Source organism: Pseudomonadota bacterium (assembly GCA_039024915.1).
GTDB lineage: Bacteria > Pseudomonadota > Alphaproteobacteria > Rhizobiales > MH13 > MH13.
On the sequence record JBCCPK010000001.1, the window covers coordinates 207,670 to 224,747 of the forward strand.

The following is a 17,078-nucleotide window of genomic DNA, read 5'->3' on the forward strand; positions in this document are numbered from 1 at the left end:
GCTTTAGTTCGCGATGCCGAGGGCCGCATAAACACCATTGAAGCGCCCAACGCTGTCATCCGCCACGTAGGAAAGCTCTCCAACGGTGACCGTTCCCGCACCCTTGCCTTTGAGAAACGCGACAAGATCCCAGATCCTCTCGCGCGGGCAGTGCAGAACCAACTGGCCTTGCCCAGCGACTGCGCCAAATGGGACAGAACAGCCGAACGCATCGACAGCTTGTCGGGAAGTCTTGGCCTGTTCGGCGACAACGACCCGAACCTCATAGACCGAACCGGCGCGATGCTGCGCGGCAACCCGGTCCAGGATCGCGCGCAGCGTCGCTTGCTGCCCTCCCGACCAATCGGCACCGCGTGCCGCCATCAGCGTGGCCTCGCTCCGCAGGATCGTGCCGTTGTCACCCGCCAGAACGCGCAGATGGTTGGCATCCAGCGTTGCGCCGGTCGTGGTAATATCAACAATCAGATCGGCCGCGCCCGACGCAGGCGCCCCTTCGGTCGCGCCAAGGCTTTCGACAATCTGATAGTCCGCAACGCCGTGTTTGCGGAAATGCTGACGGGTCAGCCGGACAAATTTGGTTGCAAGTCGCATGGGCCGTTTATGGCTGGCACGGAAGCTGGCTGCGACATCCTCGAGGTCATCCATTGTCTGGACGTCGATCCAGCTGTCGGGAACCGCGACAACCACATTGGCAAAACCGAAACCCAAAGGCGCGACCGTAACCATCTTCTCGTCGGGGACGGCGAGTTTTTCATAGACAAGATCGAGACCCGTAACGCCCAGGTGCACCGAACCAGCGGCAAGCTCTCCGGCAATCTCGGAGGCCGAAAGAAAAGCGACCTCGACGCCATCGAGACCGTCGATGGTGCCGCGATAATCGCGCGCACCGCCCTTCTTGCGGATAGGTAGACCCGCCCGTTCGAAGAAGGACACGGTCGCTTCCTGTAAACGGCCCTTTGATGGCACACCGAGCACGAGTGGGGCGGGATCGCTCATGGGGCCATGCCTTCAGGCAGCCTGTCCAGCCAAACGGCAGCCCCCACAGCCGGGACGCTCTGGCCGGCGCCGAGGCGCTCCATGAGGCTGTCGAAGCGCCCTCCCGAAACGGTGGGAGGGGCGGCGAAGTCTTCGCTTGCGCGCAGCTCGAACGAGAAGCCGGTGTAATAATCAAGGCGACCGCCTGCCCAACCGCAGAAGGTCATGCCGTCCGGCGTCAAACTGCGATCGGCGAACGCTTCCAACCGGTCAGCGAGGTGCGCGATCGGTGCGCCGATATCGAGGCCGGACACATCCGCAAGCCGCTTCAAGAGACCTGGCGCTTGAGGTGCCGGAACCTGCAAGTGAATAAGCGCCTCGAGACAGGTCAGCGCCGCGTCGCGGACCGGTACACTCTGGCGTTCGGCCTTGGCGATGAAGCGCTCGGCGATTTCCTGCGGTGTGCGGCCACCAACGGGCTCGATGCGCGCCAGCATCATCATCTGCTCGACCATCGCCCGCGCCTCGTCAGGCGCGGCGGCGGCGATGGCTCCCATAAGGGCCTGGCCATCCTCAGCGGGTGGTTTGGCGACCTCCGCAAGGGCTGCTTCAAGGCGCGTTCGCGAACCAAGCGCCCGCCTGAGGCGGCGGCGGGCGCGGGCTGAGAAACCCAGGCCATCAATGAAGGCGGTGAAGATGGACGAGTCGCCCAGAATGGTGACCGGTTCCGTCAGGCCACCGGCCGACGCAAGCGACGCGGACAACGCCATCACCTCGGCTTCGGCGGCCAGCCTGTCGTCGCGACCGATGCTCTCGATGCCCGCCTGCAGAAATTCTCCGGTCTCGCCCGGTCGGAAGCGGAACGTCGGGCCAAGATAGCCATAGTTCGCGGGGCGCGCGGCGTCGCCGGTCTCCATGTGATGACGGCAGATCGGAATGGTGTGCTCGGGGCGCAGGCAAAGCGCCTGGGCATCCTCATCCTCGGTCAGGAAAAGGCGCGTGCGGATATCTTCACCGACCAGATCAAGAAACACGTCCGCCGGCTGCAGGATCGGCGTTTCGACCGGCATGTAACCGGAGCTTTCGAGAAGCTCGATGATCTGCCGTCTGCTCATGGTCTGGGCAACATCTACGCGTCCGAGTCGCTTGCCTGTTCGGAGAGGCGCTTCTTCACCTCATCGATAAGGCGATCCTGAGGCACGGCATATTGGCCGGGGCGCGCGGCTTTGTACTCCTCATTGGTCTCGATAGCTGCGGCTTCGCGCTTGCCCTCGATCATGTCCTTAATCTGCACGGTTCCCGCTTCACGTTCATCCGAGCCTTGGATGATGCACAGCGGCGAATTGCGGCGGTCGGCATATTGAAGCTGCTTGCCGAACTGCTTGGGATTGCCCTGGAACATCTCGGCTCGGATGCCTGCACCGCGCAGCTCCTGCACCATTTTCTGGTAAGAAGCGAGCGCGCCGATATCGCGGTCCATCACGCAAACAACGACGGGGCCTTGCGGCGTGTCGGTCGAAATCTTGCCGAGATTCTTGAGCGCCGTCATCAGGCGCGAGACGCCTATGGAGAAGCCCGTTGCGGGCACCGGTTCGCCGCGAAAGCGCGATACGAGGCCGTCATACCGGCCGCCGCCACCAACGGAGCCGAACACGACCTCCTCACCCTTTTCGTTGGTGACGGGGAAGAGGAGTTCCGCCTCGTAGACCATGCCGGTGTAGTATTCGAGACCACGGACAACGGATGGGTCGATCTTGATGCGGTCCTCGTAACCGCACTCGCCGATCATCTGACGAAGAGCAATCAGGTCTTGTGCCCCAGTCATGTAACCTGCGTTGGTCACGAACGGGCTCAATGCAAGCTTAAGTAGCTCGGGAACAGCGACTATCTGGCGTACAGCTCGCGCCGAGAAACCCGCTTGTAAAAGACCGTCCACACGCTCGTCGTGAAAATCCCTAAGAAGTCTCTCGACCTCGCTGTTGCTTATTGGCTGGCGTTCAACGTCCTCTTCCCGGCGACGCAGGGCTTCAGCAATGTTTTCGATAGCCTGAAGGCGAGCTGTCTTTTCGAATAGCTCGAGAATCGCTTCAATTCCATTGGGGCTTAGACCAGCTCCGTCTGTGTAGTCCCCGCTCTCATCTTTTCGGCCAGGGCCGAGCCGCTCTCGGACACCTTCGAGCTTTATACGGTCAACGGCATCGATCGCCCGCAGCACGGCGAGCTTCTGGCCTTCATCGGTGACGCCGATGGCTTCCATTACGCCGTCGAGCACTTTCCGATTGTTCACCCGGATCACATACTGGCCGCGCGGGATGCCCAGCGCCTCCATCGTGTCGGCCATCATCATGCACATTTCCGCATCTGCCTGGACGCCCGGCGCGCCGACCGTGTCGGCGTCGAACTGCATGAACTGGCGGAAGCGGCCCGGCCCGGGTTTCTCGTTCCGGAAGACGTACCCGGCCCGATAGGACCGGTAGGGCTTGGGCAGCGCGTCGTAGTTTTCAGCAACGTAGCGGGCGAGCGGCGCCGTCAGATCATACCGCAGGCTCATCCACTGCTCGTCATCATCCTGCACCGAGAAGACGCCCTCGTTCGGGCGGTCGGTGTCGGGCAGGAACTTGCCGAGCGTGTCGGTGTATTCGAACAGCGGCGTCTCCACCGGATCGAAGCCGTAGCGCTCATACACCTCGCGGATTTTCGAGGTCATCTGTTCAAGCGCACGGATGTCCCCCGCATCACGGTCAACAAAGCCGCGCGGCAGACGTGCCTTCACCTTTTGAGGCTTCTTTTTCTTCTGTTTTTTCGGTTCGGACATTCGGGATGGTCGCGCGGGGTCAAGGTCGCGCGTGGGATAGACGGGCATGGGGTGGGATGCAAGCGCCGCTCATTGCAGACGTGATAGCCTCAGCAGACGTGCCCCACCTTACCCCTCCCTAGAACGGGAAGAGAACCGCAGCATCGGAGCGCGTTTGCTGGACCCGAGGCCCTGGCGTCTCCGCCCCCCTCCCCGCTCTGGGGAGTGGTAAGGGTGGGGCTAAGGCTTGGGTAAGCCCAGACCTTGCCGCTTGCTCTGACTGACCTCACAAAGTAATATTTCAGCGGTTACTGGGAATATTTGGCGAAATGATGAATTGGACGATATACTATTCGATAGGTTTCGGATTGGCTGGGCTGCGAGCAATCATCGAGGCGACTATCGAGCTGAGAAGAGGCCCGAAATACGCTTTTAACACGCTATGCCTATTCTATGTTGTTCTCGGTCTGCTGAACCTCGATTACAGCAACATGGAACTACCATGACGGATCACTAGGAACTACGCAGCCCTTCAAGCCGGTCGGACGAAGGCACGGCGCGCCTCTTCAACCTTGGGATAGATGAAGCACTTTTCTTCATGATCGTTCACGAGGCCCATCGCTTGCATGAACGCGTAGCAGGTGGTCGGGCCGACAAAGCTCCAGCCCCGCTTCTTGAGATCTTTGGACAGGCGCGTCGAGGTGGGCGTCTTGGCGAGGGCCATAAGCGCCTCTTTGGTGTTTTGTGCTGGGCGTTCATCCGCTGGCGGCTCATAGCGCCAGAAGAAGGCCGCCAATGACCCTGCCTCTTCGACGAGCTCAAGCGCGCGGGCAGCATTGTTGATGGTGGAGCGGATCTTGCCTTGGTGGCGGACAATGCCTGCGTCGCCCAGAAGGCGTGCAACGTCTGCTTCGCCGTAGCGCGCGACCTTGGCGAAATCGAACCCGTCGAACGCAGCGCGAAAGTTCTCGCGCTTCTTCAGGATCGTCAGCCAGGAAAGGCCCGACTGAAATCCTTCGAGGCATATTTTTTCAAACAGGCGCCGGTCATCGCTCACAGGGAAGCCCCACTCATCATCATGGTAGGCGATGTAAACGGGGTCGTCGGTCACCCAGAAACAGCGGTATGGTTGCGTGGTCATGACCGCTTTGTGCATCAGGTTGGACAAGCGCTCCAGCCCTTCGGCTGCTCATCCTGACGCGGGGGTGTCAGGAGCCTTCACCAGCTTCGCCACCAACCGCCGCGTTATCGGCGCAACGACCAGCACCGCAGGGAAAGCTACGGCCCATGAGTTGAGCCATGATAACAGCCACAGTGCCACGAAGTCAGCGGGCATGCCCGCTGCGCGCCATGTCGCAATTCCAGACACGAGCAAAGACATCAGGCCGGACAGGATGAAACCAAAGACTATCGGCGCAAATTTCGGGGGTATCATGCGTGGTACTCCAATGAAAACGAAGCCCCGACCTTTCGGCCGGGGTCTCGATGTTCGGTAAGCTGAAGGTCCCGGGCCAAGCCCCGGACCCGCGGTGGTTTATGCCGCTGGCTGCTCCTTGATGAACGTGCCCTCGCGCAAATCGCGGATGGCCTCAATCAGCTCCTGATTGGTGTTCATCACGATTGGGCCGTGCCACGCCACCGGCTCCTTGATCGGCTGGCCGGAAACGAGCAAGAAGCGCATGCCTTCCGGACCAGACCGCGCAACAACCTCGTTACCGGTGTCAAAGTTCACCAAGGTGCGGTTGCCCGACATGTCACGGACATGCAGCTCCTCCCCCTGGAACTCCTTTTCGACCTTCACGCCGATCGGGTTGGAGGCGTCGCGGAACGTGCCCGAACCACCGAATACATAGGCGAAGGTGCGCGCATACGTTTCCACGGGGAACGTTTTGCGCGTGTTCGGCGGCATGGAGATATCGAGGAACAATGGATCCGCGGCTATACCATCCACGGGACCTTTTTTGCCCCAGAACTTGCCGATAACGATTTTCACGCGGGTACCATCATCGTCGACGATCTCTTCAATGTCAGAACCTTGGATGTCCTGATAACGCGGCGTGGTCATCTTCAGGCTCGACGGCAGGTTTGCCCAAAGCTGAAAACCATGCATCTGGCCAGCCGCGTTACCGCGCGGCATCTCCTGGTGCATGATCCCCGAGCCGGCGGTCATCCATTGCACGGACCCCGGTCCAAGCAGGCCATGGTTGCCAAGGCTGTCGCCGTGCTCAACCTCGCCTTCCAGAACGTAGGTGATCGTTTCGATGCCGCGGTGGGGGTGCCAAGGGAAACCCTTTTCATAGGCCCGTGGATCGTCATTGCGGAAATCGTCCATCATCAGGAACGGGTCGGTCAGCGACGTATCGCCAAAGCCGAACACCCGGTGCAGGTGGACACCCGCACCTTCCATGGTCGGCGTAGCCTGTGTTTCGGACAGGATTGGACGGAAGCTCATCGGTTAAACTCCTGAAACGCTTGGCGCCGCGAAAGGGGGCGCGTTGGGGAGAGAAATAGGCGGTTTATGCGTCGTTCAATAGAGCGTAACGAGGCGATGCATTGTTCGCAATTTGCGGACAATCTACACCTTTGATAACGGCTTGCCGAACGACGAGGCATGCCTCGATAACGGCCCACTTGATTGACTGACGGTGTTTATGAGACCGGAGTGAACAGTCCGGTGGCTGATCAGGCTGACGTCTGCCTAGTCAAAAAGAGCGTCGATATCATCTTGGCTCGCAACGTTCTGGTCGTCTTGCGATGCTGGACCGTTGAGGAGTGCCAGATCACCCTTTGGCCCCACATCAAGAGCCTTAACGTCCTCAAAGCTCTCCATGCCGCCCCAAATCTCCATCATCGAATCAATACGTTCCTCAATGAACCGCATCGTCTTGACGACCTTGGTAATCCGCTGACCTGTGATGTCCTGAAAGTTGCAAGCCTCAAAGATTGCCATGACGGCTTCGGTTGCATCGTTGGCCATGCCCTGGTCGTCGCCATCCAGTTTTGCTGACAAGTTGCCAACCTTTTCCTCAATCGTCTCCGCAGACGACAAAATCACTTCCGTTGCTTGCTCTGTCCCTTGGACGACCGCATCGAGTTCATCGGTGACTTTACCCAGTTCCTTGCCTTGGAACCCAGCGCTGTGCAGGGTCGCGATCTCCGTCTTTGTTTCGCGAATGGCCGCCCGGATCGCGGCCATTTCAGCCTCAAGTCGTTTAACCTCGACAAGGTCTTTATTGAACGCGTCAATCTTAGACTGATCGAGCTCCTCGGACGGTTCGACAAGTGATTTGATTTCAGCGATCGCGGCGAGGATCGCTGCTGTATCTGAGCCGTTAAGCTTTGGTGCAGCGCCGGACAGGTCCGCCCCGCTCACCCCCGCCACTGTGCCGCCCATGGAGGCTTCAATCCGAAATGCTTTGCGCGCTGCAGTCGCCATACTCAATTCCCCGCCGCGTACCTGACGAGGCAAGCGCCCGTCGATCAAAGAGTGCAGGCTAGGGCGGCAGGGTTAATATCACGTTGGCATACAACTCTGGCCCGCGCGCCTGCGGTCCGTTGATCGCCGGCTGCTTTTGGTGCTTGCCCTCCTCGGTACAGCACGGCATGTGTTGGACATGAGGGGCTTTTTGATACAGCTGTTCGAAATTCTTCGACGAGGCGGACTCGGTCTGCGTTCGGCGCTCGCGCATGCAACGCGGCGCGCGCTGGTGGGACTGATCGCCGTGGTAACAGCCGCAAGCGTCTTTGCGCTTCCGGTGTGGGCACAAAGAAGCTTTACCAACGAGCAAATCGCCAACGGCTTCTATCGAACGGTTTTCGGCCTCGAATACCAAAACAGCGGTCGCGGCGCACGCGTCGTGAAGAAGTTCGTCGGGCCGGTACAAGTCTATATTGACCAGAGGGCGCGGCAGGATCGTCGCCGAACCGTAAGCCGATTTATCCGCCAAGTCGCAAGCAGTGTCCGTGGCCTCGATATCCGGGTGGTTGATAGCCCGCTGCAGGCGAACTTCACTGTCTATGTGGTCGATCGCGCCAACTATGCTCAGGTCATCCAAGACGACGTCTACAATTCCTCGCGCGCCCAAGTTCGCGGTCGCTGCATGGTGCGGGTGCTGACAGGACGGGGCGGGATCAGCAAATCCCAGGCGGTGATCGTATCCGATGAGGGTGACTTTTTGTTCAACCGCTGCATGGTTGAGGAAATCCTCCAGGGGTTAGGACCGCTCAACGATGATGCGTCTCTATCGGCGAGCGTGTTCAACGATACCTCCCGCCATACCCGTTTCATGCTGCACGACCGATACATCCTGAACCTTCTGTATCATCCCGCCGTCCGGCCTGGCATGCGCATGAACGACATTGCTCCGCTACTCCCCCGTCTCATCGCGGATATCCGACGCTATGTGAGGTGAATTGCCGGTTAGCCGGCAATTTATGCGACCTTAACCAAGGCGCTTTCCCATACGTTCACCATGAACAAACCTTTAGCGCGCTTCGGCGCCTTTTCGCGCATGCGTTCATTGTTCGGTTTTGGCTTTCTGGCTTCGTGATGTGACCGCGCCCGGTTTTTGGGCGCCCCAGCGTGTAACTTGTCGGGGACGAAGGCATGAAACTTGGAAAATGGATTTTTACCGCTGCGCTCGGCGCCGTTGTCGTTGGGTTTACCGGAGCGCTCACGACGGTTGATGCGAAGGCGCAAACCACCATGCATGTGCCGCCAAGCGGTTCCCCGTATGTCATGTTAAATCAGGAGCGCGCGGCTCCATGGCTGCTGCAGCTGCAACCGGGCTACCGTGTTCGCCAGCGGGCACCGTCGGGCCGGATCATTGATCGGTCCCGCCATGTGCAACCGCGGCATGCGCGCCCGATGCAAAGCCCACATGCTCATGTTCCGCATCAGCGCCGCGCTGCTCACGGGCGGGCGATGGGACAGTTCGGACACACACAGCGGCAACGTGTTGTTCCCGTGCCCGTGCAGCAGGGCCGACACCTTCAGCGCCATATCGCGCCGGGCGGCCATCCACATGTCCAACATGCTTCAATCCAGCCAAGCCATCAGCTGAATCCCATCTATCTGCCACAAGTTGTTAGCTATCAAACGCATCACCCAGTTGGTACGATCATTGTCGATCCGCACAACCATTTTCTCTATCTGGTTGAACCTGGCGGCCAGGCACGCCGGTATGGGGTTGGCGTTGGACGGGCCGGCTTTGGCTGGTCGGGCCAGGCAACTATCCGCCGGAAAGCCGAGTGGCCGACATGGACGCCCCCCGCTGCCATGATCCGTCGTCAACCAGAACTTGAGCGTTGGCGCAATGGCATGCCGGGTGGCGTTGAGAACCCTCTGGGTGCACGCGCGCTCTATCTGTACCAAGGCGGGCGGGACACACTTTATCGGATCCACGGTACAAATGAGCCATGGACAATCGGGCAGTCCATGTCGTCTGGCTGCATCCGCATGCGCAACGAGGATGTAGAAGACCTTTACACGCGGGTACGCATCGGTGCCCGGGTGGTGGTCCTGTAGCCAGCCACTGGCGGCAAAAGACAAAAAGGGCAGCCACCGGGCTGCCCTTTTTGTATCAACTGTCCCGCAAGCCCTTCGCCATAGCGGCCAAGGTTCCACGCAACGCTTCTGCTTTGGCGAGCGGTTTCGGATAGGGGACGCGGAGTAGCCGCTCTGCGCGCATCAAGTCGATCCCTTCCGCGTCGAGAGATACGGCTGACCAACCGCTTTGCGTCTTCGACAAGACTGAACTGGCATACAAATCAAGCGCGTCTTTGTGGTCGTCGTTCATATGCGACACCGCCCCTGGCTCGAGCTCCAACAAGCCGGCAGCGATTGGGCTCAGAACGTCGTTTGATGCGAGGGTGTAGGCCTTCCCGTAACCGCCATTAAGGGCAGCACCTGTTGGCTCAAGCACCCAGAAAGCAAAATCGGCGAAGTCGACATAAAGCGCCGCCTTCGGATGCCGGGCCAGATACCGCCCTCGCAACGCCGCTCGTTCCGCCGCATCGGAAACCTGGCGAGCAGTCGCCATCACGGTAATCCGCGGGTGGGCCAGCGGATCACCTTTGCCCGGCTCCCCCAAAAGGACCGAACAAGCGGGGTTCGCCTCAAGGCCCGCAAAGTGTGGGGAAAGCTGCGAGATCAAAATTGTCGGCGCGCCGTTGATCGCCGTCGCGACGCCAACCCGACTGACATGTGGTAAACCAGAGTGGGCGTCGGCATGCGCCAAAGCACCGTATCGGGCCGTTCGAACCAGAGATTTTGCGAGTGCCCGCGCATCGGCGTCGACGGGTTGCAGAACAGATTTGTTTTCAGCCATACCTCGTCCTATGCCAAATTCAGTCACCTTGGTAAGCGGCTTTGTCGCCGCGGCAATTGTCTCGATGGCTTTTGTGTTGTGGTTTGCGCAAGGCGATGCCAACGAGGACGGCCTCGTGCTCGCCGTTTTTCCGCCGATGACCTCGGAGGCCACCATCATGCGCTCAATCGCATTGGCCGATGGAACTTACGTTCGCGCAAGCCTGCCCGCTTCGATCATCATCGCACATTCCTCTCATCCCGGATTCGCTGATCGGCTTAAGAGCAACGGTGCGTGGCTCACTTATTCAGAGGCACCGTTTGGCGATCAGCTTGCAGGCTGCATGGCGCTGGCAACCGATTTCGATTTCGGTTCAATCGCGGACCGTCGCAACCGCCTCTAGGCTCGGGCGAGGTCCCTCGGCTCGTTCTCCGCTTTCATTCGAAGCGCTGACGCGTAGGCATCCTCGAAATAGCGCATCCGCTTTTCTTGGCTTGCCAGATAAACCGTTCCGTCCGACGTGCCCATGTTGGTCTGCAGCCCCTCGCAAACCTCATTGTCCTCAGCGATCACAGTCCGCGCAGAACGGCCAACAAAGTAGCTGCGGATTCGCTCGAAAAAGTCGTGACCTATTCCCATCACGCCCTGCCCTCGTGTGCTGAACGGCGATGGTTGGTAAACCACGTGTAGCCGTGTTCGATCGTGCGCGATTGGCTCATAATAAAGTGCCAGCATGTACCAAACCGACAACCCGCCGATCGATAAAACGTGGACATGCGACAGGACGAGGTTGGGAAAAACGAACCAGGTCTTGTACCACTCCGGCTTCAACGTTCCGGTCGCACACGCGCTCGCGACAGACTGCATGGTCTCATCTCCGCCGCGAGAAAAAAATGCGCTGTGCCATCCGTCTTGCAGGTAGCTGACATTCTCTGGGTCCAGATATCCGGACTTCCCGAAGGACTTCGGATGGACTGCGACGATATGGTAGTCATCAAGACTGATATGCGCGATCAAGCGCCAGTTTGCGCGCACATCATTGACGAAGCGGCGTTGGTGCTGGTCCTGCGCGCTCATCGCTTGAACGACCGGGTAGGTCGCGCCCAGATAAGTTTTGAGGCTTGGCGCGCCGCCAGGGGGCGCAAACCTGGCAAAAATGAGCCCGCCACACTCCTCCACGTCGAGGCGCGTCAACTGCGCATCCAGCTGCTTGGGCCTCGCGCCGTACATCTCCAGGCACTTCGGGATGCCTAGCGCCAGTCCATCATCGTCGTAACGCCAGTGATGAAACCCGCAAACCATTGGCCCGATCCCATTGTCGGCTGTTCGCAAGGGATAGGAACGATGAGCGCAGCGATTCTCAAATCCGCGAAGCCCGCTGCGGGTTTTCTGCAGGAAGATGGATCGCCCACCGAGTGTGGTGCGGAACCACGACTGATTATCCTTGAGGGCTTTGGTCGTACCGACGCACGTCCAAACCTGCCCAAGCCGCGCCTGCTCCTGCGCAAACCCGTCTGGACGCTGCAGTGCGGCGATGTTTGTAAGCGATGATTGAAACTCATTCATTCCAGCACAATGCCAAGGAATTTGGCGTTGGCAACAGGCACGCTGTTCGTACGCTCTTTAACCGCGCATGCGACGTGGCCTCAGCACCGCCTCGACTGGTGGAACGTCTGAACGCTGGCAAGGCGACATGACCACGGCCCAGCCGCCCGGGATTCTCTCGCCAACCCTTATCATGACCAATGCGCGCTGAGCGTGGCTTGCTCGCTGGTAGCCACAAGAGCGGGGCAGAAATCCATTATCGGATGCGGAACGTAACACAAGCATTGAGGCGTTTACTGGCACAATGCGCACAGCGTTGGTCAGTGCCACCTGGCGCTTAACTGTTTTCACCAGGCGCGCACTGTGTCGCGCTTGCATCGTGAGTGTAAGTAGTTTCTTATATAAGCGTACACAAATGCACACTCCTACGCGGGCACTTTGGAGAGGCATGATGAAGAAATATCACGCGTCCTGCTACCGGACGTCAAACATTAGCGACGATGCGGCGGCTGTGTTGTCACAACCGAGGCATCTAGCATGAGCAATTTTTTAGATCTTGAGATCTTCTCGCGGGTTGTCTCTGCGGGCAGCATGTCTGCTGCAGCAAGAGATATGTCCCTGTCGCCGGCAGTTGTCTCCAAGCGCCTTCGACGGCTTGAAGATCGTCTCGGGACGCGGCTCTTGCAACGGACCACGCGGCAAATTGCGCTGACCGAAGCTGGTAAAGGTTTTTACGAGCGCGTTGTTGCTATTCTGGCAAGCGTCGAAGAGGCGGAGAGCTTTGTCACCCGGCGTTCGGCAATGGCATCAGGCGTGCTCAAAATATCGGCCCCAACCAGCTTTGGGCGCATTCACGTTGCCCCTCACCTCGCCGCGTTCACGGAGGCAAACCCGGAGTTGACGCTCCATCTGGAGTTATCAGACGATTTTGTTGATCTGGTTTCCGATGGCTTTGACGTGGCCTTACGGATTGCAGAGCTCAACGACTCGACACTCGTAGCGCGCAAGCTCGCCCCAATTCATCGCGTCCTTTGCGCAACGCCAGATTACATCAAAAGAAACGGCTTGCCGGAGACTATCGAGGCACTCTCTGACCATGCGCTTCTGACCACACGCCAACAGGACAGTTGGCGCATGGAAGAAGCCAACGGTGATGCTCTTTCGATTAAGCCCTCAAGCGCAGTCATCACCAACTCCAACGAAGTTATTCGTGAAGCGGTTCTGGCAGGGATGGGCATTGCGCTCAGATCGACGTGGGATGTTGGACCAGAGCTGGCGTCCGGTGAGTTGCAAATTGTGCTCCCACAATACCGTGCGGCAAGGGGCGTGGGGCTGTTCTCAGTCTATCCCACGCGGCGGTTCCTGCCTGCAAAAGTTCGCGTGTTCATCGATTACATGGCCAGCATCTATGGCCCGTCACCCTACTGGGAAAAGGGTTTGGACGACGTTCTCAATCCGGTCGCACAAGACTTGAGAGCAGCCGCTGAATAACGGCCATGTGCTCGCCTTGCGCGCCAATTTGACGGACTAGACATTGCAAAATGTCGCCATAAGCTTGGCGTAGCGCAAACAAGGCGCCGCACTCCGCTTACTGGCTCTATCAAGCAATGCCGCATATTCGCATTCTCCTCTTTTTGATCACGCTATCGGCGGGCGTTGCTGTTTCAAGCCTCGCGCCGACGCCGGTATTTGCGCAGGACGCGACGGCTGGGGCGGACCAATTTCGACGCTGCTCAGCATGCCATGCCATTGGGCCGGGCGCCCAAAACGGTCGCGGGCCACACTTGACCGGGGTCATAGGCAGGCCGATCGCGTCGGTTCCCAGATACCCATACTCCAGCGGGCTGCAAACTCGGTCTTCAGAGGTCTGGGACCGCGACAAACTTGCCGCGTACATCGCCAACCCAACGGGCTTTATTGGCGAGAGAAGCAGCATGCCCGCCCAGCGACTTCGGCCGCGGCAGGTTGCGGACCTGATTGCCTACCTTGAAAGCCAAGCGCGATAAGCAGGGTTGCTAATGGCTGATCGGCTGCGAGGCGGCCTATAGTGGGCGCTCCGGGCGGCTTGTCCGCACGGCCTACAGTTTGTTTCTGCGCAAGCGCGCTTCTTGGTTCCGAGGCCTTCTTATGACCGTCACCACCATCCACGATTTGCAGGTGCTCGCAGAGCGCCGGGTCCCGCGCATGTTTTACGATTACGCGGACTCAGGTTCGTGGACCGAACAAACCTATGACGACAACGAAGATGACTTCGAACTCATCCGGCTCCGGCAGCGGGTCGCCGTCAACATGGAGGGCCGCTCGACCGCAACCAAAATGGTTGGGCAAGATGTCGCGATGCCGGTGGCCTGCGCACCAACCGGTCTAACGGGCATGCAATACGCTGACGGCGAGATGCTCGCGGCCCGCGCGTGCGAAGCATTCGGAGTGCCGTTCACATTGTCGACCATGTCGATCTGCTCGATCGAAGATGTCGCTATGGTGACGAATAAGCCTTTCTGGTTCCAGCTCTACATGATGAAGGATCGGGACTTTATGGCCCGACTTATCGAACGGGCGAAGGCGGCTGAATGCTCGGCGCTTGTGCTCACCCTTGATCTGCAAATCATCGGTCAACGGCACAAGGACATCCGTAACGGCTTATCGGCGCCACCCAAACTGACCATTGCCAACATCGTCAATATGATGACCAAGCCGGTGTGGTGCTGGAACATGCTGTTCACCGAGCGGCGAGAGTTTCGCAACATCGTCGGCCATGTATCGGGTGTCGATGACATGTCATCCCTGTCGGAGTGGACGGCAAGTCAGTTTGATCAGTCTTTGACCTGGGACGATGTCGAATGGGTGAAGGAGCGCTGGGACGGTCCACTGATCATCAAGGGCATACTCGATCCCGAGGATGCCAAGCTTGCTGTCAAGACGGGCGCCGACGCGATTATCGTGTCCAACCACGGAGGCCGGCAACTGGATGGCGCCTTCTCTTCGATCCGTATGCTACCGGTCATTCTCGATGCTGTTGGCAGTGAGATCGAAGTCCACATGGACGGCGGCATCCGCTCGGGCCAAGACGTGCTCAAAGCAATGGCTTTGGGCGCGAAGGGTACCTATATTGGCCGAGCGTTTCTGTATGGCCTCGGCGCTATGGGCAAGGATGGTGTCACAAAAACGCTCGAGATCATCCACAAGGAACTCGATACAACCATGGCACTGTGCGGCCAGACGCATATTGAACAGCTCAATCGGGACAATCTGTACCTGCCCGAGGGTTTTGAAGCGGGCTAGTCTCAAGCCAATGTGAGATTGCGAATCCCGCCTTGATTGACCCCACCGGTATCGTCGCTGTCTGATGAGACACCAAGCGCCACAAGGGTTTGGCTTGGGCTTCCAAATGCACGTTGATGGTCGCCGGCAAGGTCAACTGTCTCATTGGTCCAACCAGCAGTGCCAGCTGAGCGTAACACAATCGTTTTGCCGCGAGAGCGCAAATATGGGCTGTCCAGAATTGCGCCGCGACCCGATTGTCCGCCCCACACGTAGATGAGTGTGCGTCCATTTCGCATCCCCAGCAACCGCGAGAGTGCAGGCGTCTGATCGCCGAACCGGGCGGCGGTGTCGGCATCAACGAAAACGAAATACAGGGCCAGAGCCCGATCATCACCTCCTCGCCGAGCAAGGTTGGTAGCGCCAACGGCTTGGCTGACCTGCCACTGCCAAGTCGCCTGCGTTGCGGCTCGAGCGTTTGTGGGAACGACACCATAAAGCACCGAGGACGACTGCTGTGCCGTTACCGAAAGCGTGCTGCCCGAGGGTGCAAACTGAGTTGGTGAGATGCCATTGAACTCCCAGCTACGCCATCCCGAAAAGCTTATCGGCGTTGACGCCACCGTTTGAGACGCGACGAATGGCATGCTGGCCAGTCCAGCAATTCCGGCGATGACACCCCTGCGGGTCGTGCCGCTTGGTTCGGTCGAGAGCAGGGCGTTGTGATGAATGTGATTGCGGGTCATGGTGATCCTTAACGATCGGATGTAGCGTCGCGGCATCTTACGCATGCCTTGCCATTTCCGATGTTGAAACTTCTTACCGTCCAGATCACGCTTGCGTGATGATGTGCAGCGTGTCGATCCTAAAAAGGCCCTTGCAAAACAGGGTCCACCCGAGCGGCGACCTTGCATCGGTGGCTGCTCGGGGCACCTTTATGGGTAATCGCGGGGGTCGGATTCACACGTCCGAGCAGTGTCTCAAACGCGGCAAACCCTGGGCTGGCAAAAGATGGATCATCTGCATGCTTCGTTTCAAGGAACGGAAGCGAGAGGTCTGGGGTCCCGGATACAGCGAACTGTTTTTTCTGGACGAGGTGACGGCCTTGGCAGCTGGACATCGACCCTGTTTTGAGTGCCGACGCCGAGATGCTGAAGCCTTCCGCGGGGCGTTTGCAGACGCTGTGGGTGTGGCTCACGCAGCTCTGTCAGCCGAGGCCATCGACGAGCGATTGCATGCCGAACGCACGCGGCAGGACAGAACTCAGGCGCTGTGGGCAAGTCTGCCAGTTGGTACGTTGGTCGAAACCTCACAGGGGGTTCTTGCAAAAGCGCCGCACGGAGCAATCGGGTGGTCCTTTGGCGGTTATCAGTCTTCATACACTCCCTCAGGCTCTGATAGAATAAGGCTCCTTACGCCACCATCGACGGTCGCAGCTTTACGCGCTGGCTATCGTCCAAGCTGGCACCCAAGCGCATCCGAAGGTACGCACCATGGCTGATAAAGAAGCGGATGCGGATGGCGGTGTCTTGGCCTTCTTGGCGGCTTCCGGGGCGCTGAAGGATACGATGCGGTCCGCCTTCACAGATGCTGGTGCGCGGGAAAACACTGCGGCGCATAGCTGGCGACTCGCGCTTTGGATTGTTGCACTTGAGCCAGAACTCGACGGTTACGACCTCGCTCGACTTCTCAAGATGGCGATTGTGCATGACTTGGGTGAAGCGATCACCGGTGATGTGCCGGCAATCCAGCAAAAAGGCGATCAGGCACAGCGCAAACAGGCTGAAAGCGCTGCGCTTCGCAGTCTGGTTGCGAGTTTGCCCGACACCGCGCAGCAAGCGATCACCGAGGTTGCGGAGGCATATGATGACGGCGTTGAATCCGAAGCCAAGCTTCTTAAGGCCCTCGACAAGCTTGAAACCTTGCTCCAACACGCAACCGGGGAAAACCCAGCCGATTTCGATTATACCTTCAACCTGACCTATGGAACGGACTGGACGAACGCGCTTCCTCTTACGGCATCCTTACGTACACGGATCGACGCTCTGACGCGCCAGAGGCTCGCTGGCGACAGTGGCAAATATGTCAAAAAGTCATTGGTCTGATCCGATGGTGGAGCTTGGCCTTGTGCGGACTACTCGTCGATGTCATGGTTTTGCCGCAACGCAGCATTATACCTGCTTCAGGGGGAAATG

General features: G+C 58.9%; 16 protein-coding genes and 2 pseudogenes. 7 read left to right on the forward strand and 11 right to left on the reverse strand.

Annotated features, from left to right (window positions below; translation table 11 throughout):
• Nucleotides 1-3 precede the first annotated feature (3 nt).
• The 8 genes and pseudogenes from hisG to AAF739_01110 form a co-directional block, all read right to left on the reverse strand.
• Nucleotides 4-996 carry an ATP phosphoribosyltransferase gene (gene hisG, locus AAF739_01075; GenBank protein ID MEM6381241.1) on the reverse strand — a complete coding sequence of 331 codons (993 nt, stop codon included), beginning with the start codon at nucleotides 994-996 and terminating at the stop codon, nucleotides 4-6.
• The gene (locus tag AAF739_01080; protein ID MEM6381242.1) at nucleotides 993-2,090 is read right to left on the reverse strand and encodes an ATP phosphoribosyltransferase regulatory subunit; all 1,098 of its coding nucleotides are present in this window, start codon (nucleotides 2,088-2,090) and stop codon (nucleotides 993-995) included. The genes hisG and AAF739_01080 overlap by 4 nt, the downstream gene beginning before the upstream one ends.
• 14 nt (nucleotides 2,091-2,104) lie before the next feature.
• A complete protein-coding gene (locus AAF739_01085) occupies nucleotides 2,105-3,067 on the reverse strand; it encodes an ATP phosphoribosyltransferase regulatory subunit (protein ID MEM6381243.1) in 963 nt (320 codons plus the stop codon).
• A 12-nt stretch (nucleotides 3,068-3,079) separates the two neighbouring features.
• Nucleotides 3,080-3,790: pseudogene (locus AAF739_01090) on the reverse strand (HisS family protein).
• 511 nt (nucleotides 3,791-4,301) lie between these two features.
• The gene (locus tag AAF739_01095; protein MEM6381244.1) at nucleotides 4,302-4,910 is read right to left on the reverse strand and encodes a DNA-3-methyladenine glycosylase I; all 609 of its coding nucleotides are present in this window, start codon (nucleotides 4,908-4,910) and stop codon (nucleotides 4,302-4,304) included.
• Nucleotides 4,911-4,958: 48 nt separating this feature from the next.
• On the reverse strand, nucleotides 4,959-5,204 hold the full coding sequence (locus AAF739_01100; GenBank protein MEM6381245.1) for a DUF2798 domain-containing protein: 246 nt from the start codon (nucleotides 5,202-5,204) through the stop codon (nucleotides 4,959-4,961).
• A gap of 99 nt (nucleotides 5,205-5,303) precedes the next feature.
• Entirely contained in the window at nucleotides 5,304-6,221 is a 918-nt protein-coding gene (locus tag AAF739_01105) for a pirin family protein (GenBank protein ID MEM6381246.1), read from the reverse strand.
• 246 nt (nucleotides 6,222-6,467) lie between these two features.
• Nucleotides 6,468-7,205, reverse strand: coding sequence for a protein phosphatase CheZ (locus AAF739_01110; GenBank protein MEM6381247.1), 738 nt, complete (start codon nucleotides 7,203-7,205; stop codon nucleotides 6,468-6,470).
• A 178-nt stretch (nucleotides 7,206-7,383) separates the two neighbouring features.
• Between AAF739_01110 and AAF739_01115 the strand changes: the two genes are divergently transcribed.
• Both AAF739_01115 and AAF739_01120 read left to right on the forward strand, forming a co-directional pair.
• Nucleotides 7,384-8,181: a DUF2927 domain-containing protein gene (locus AAF739_01115; GenBank protein ID MEM6381248.1), complete on the forward strand. Its 798-nt coding sequence runs from the start codon at nucleotides 7,384-7,386 to the stop codon at nucleotides 8,179-8,181.
• A gap of 638 nt (nucleotides 8,182-8,819) precedes the next feature.
• A pseudogene (locus AAF739_01120) lies at nucleotides 8,820-9,296 on the forward strand (L,D-transpeptidase).
• A gap of 55 nt (nucleotides 9,297-9,351) precedes the next feature.
• On the opposite strand, the gene AAF739_01125 reads toward AAF739_01120, so the two are convergent.
• Nucleotides 9,352-10,098 carry a DUF2470 domain-containing protein gene (locus tag AAF739_01125; protein ID MEM6381249.1) on the reverse strand — a complete coding sequence of 249 codons (747 nt, stop codon included), beginning with the start codon at nucleotides 10,096-10,098 and terminating at the stop codon, nucleotides 9,352-9,354.
• Nucleotides 10,099-10,108: 10 nt separating this feature from the next.
• Here AAF739_01125 and AAF739_01130 point away from each other — a divergent pair, with 10 nt between their 5' ends.
• The gene (locus AAF739_01130) at nucleotides 10,109-10,480 is read left to right on the forward strand and encodes a hypothetical protein (protein ID MEM6381250.1); all 372 of its coding nucleotides are present in this window, start codon (nucleotides 10,109-10,111) and stop codon (nucleotides 10,478-10,480) included.
• On the opposite strand, the gene AAF739_01135 is transcribed toward AAF739_01130, so the two are convergent.
• Complete coding sequence (locus AAF739_01135; GenBank protein MEM6381251.1) at nucleotides 10,477-11,643, reverse strand: SRPBCC family protein; 1,167 nt, start codon at nucleotides 11,641-11,643, stop codon at nucleotides 10,477-10,479. The two genes, AAF739_01130 and AAF739_01135, sit on opposite strands and share 4 nt — an antisense overlap.
• A 516-nt stretch (nucleotides 11,644-12,159) precedes the next feature.
• Between AAF739_01135 and AAF739_01140 the strand changes: the two genes are divergently transcribed.
• Both AAF739_01140 and AAF739_01145 read left to right on the forward strand, forming a co-directional pair.
• Nucleotides 12,160-13,113, forward strand: a complete 954-nt coding sequence (locus AAF739_01140) for a LysR family transcriptional regulator (protein MEM6381252.1) — start codon at nucleotides 12,160-12,162, stop codon at nucleotides 13,111-13,113.
• A 636-nt stretch (nucleotides 13,114-13,749) separates the two neighbouring features.
• Nucleotides 13,750-14,904, forward strand: a complete 1,155-nt coding sequence (locus AAF739_01145; GenBank protein ID MEM6381253.1) for an alpha-hydroxy acid oxidase — start codon at nucleotides 13,750-13,752, stop codon at nucleotides 14,902-14,904.
• Nucleotides 14,905-14,906: 2 nt separating this feature from the next.
• Here the strand turns inward: AAF739_01145 and AAF739_01150 are convergent, their stop codons facing one another.
• Entirely contained in the window at nucleotides 14,907-15,629 is a 723-nt protein-coding gene (locus AAF739_01150) for a DUF3047 domain-containing protein (protein ID MEM6381254.1), read from the reverse strand.
• 278 nt (nucleotides 15,630-15,907) lie between these two features.
• Between AAF739_01150 and AAF739_01155 the strand changes: the two genes are divergently transcribed.
• The gene (locus AAF739_01155; GenBank protein ID MEM6381255.1) at nucleotides 15,908-16,384 is read left to right on the forward strand and encodes a hypothetical protein; all 477 of its coding nucleotides are present in this window, start codon (nucleotides 15,908-15,910) and stop codon (nucleotides 16,382-16,384) included.
• Nucleotides 16,377-16,988, forward strand: coding sequence for an HD domain-containing protein (locus AAF739_01160; GenBank protein MEM6381256.1), 612 nt, complete (start codon nucleotides 16,377-16,379; stop codon nucleotides 16,986-16,988). Before AAF739_01155 ends, AAF739_01160 begins: the two co-directional genes overlap by 8 nt.
• Nucleotides 16,989-17,078 lie beyond the last annotated feature (90 nt).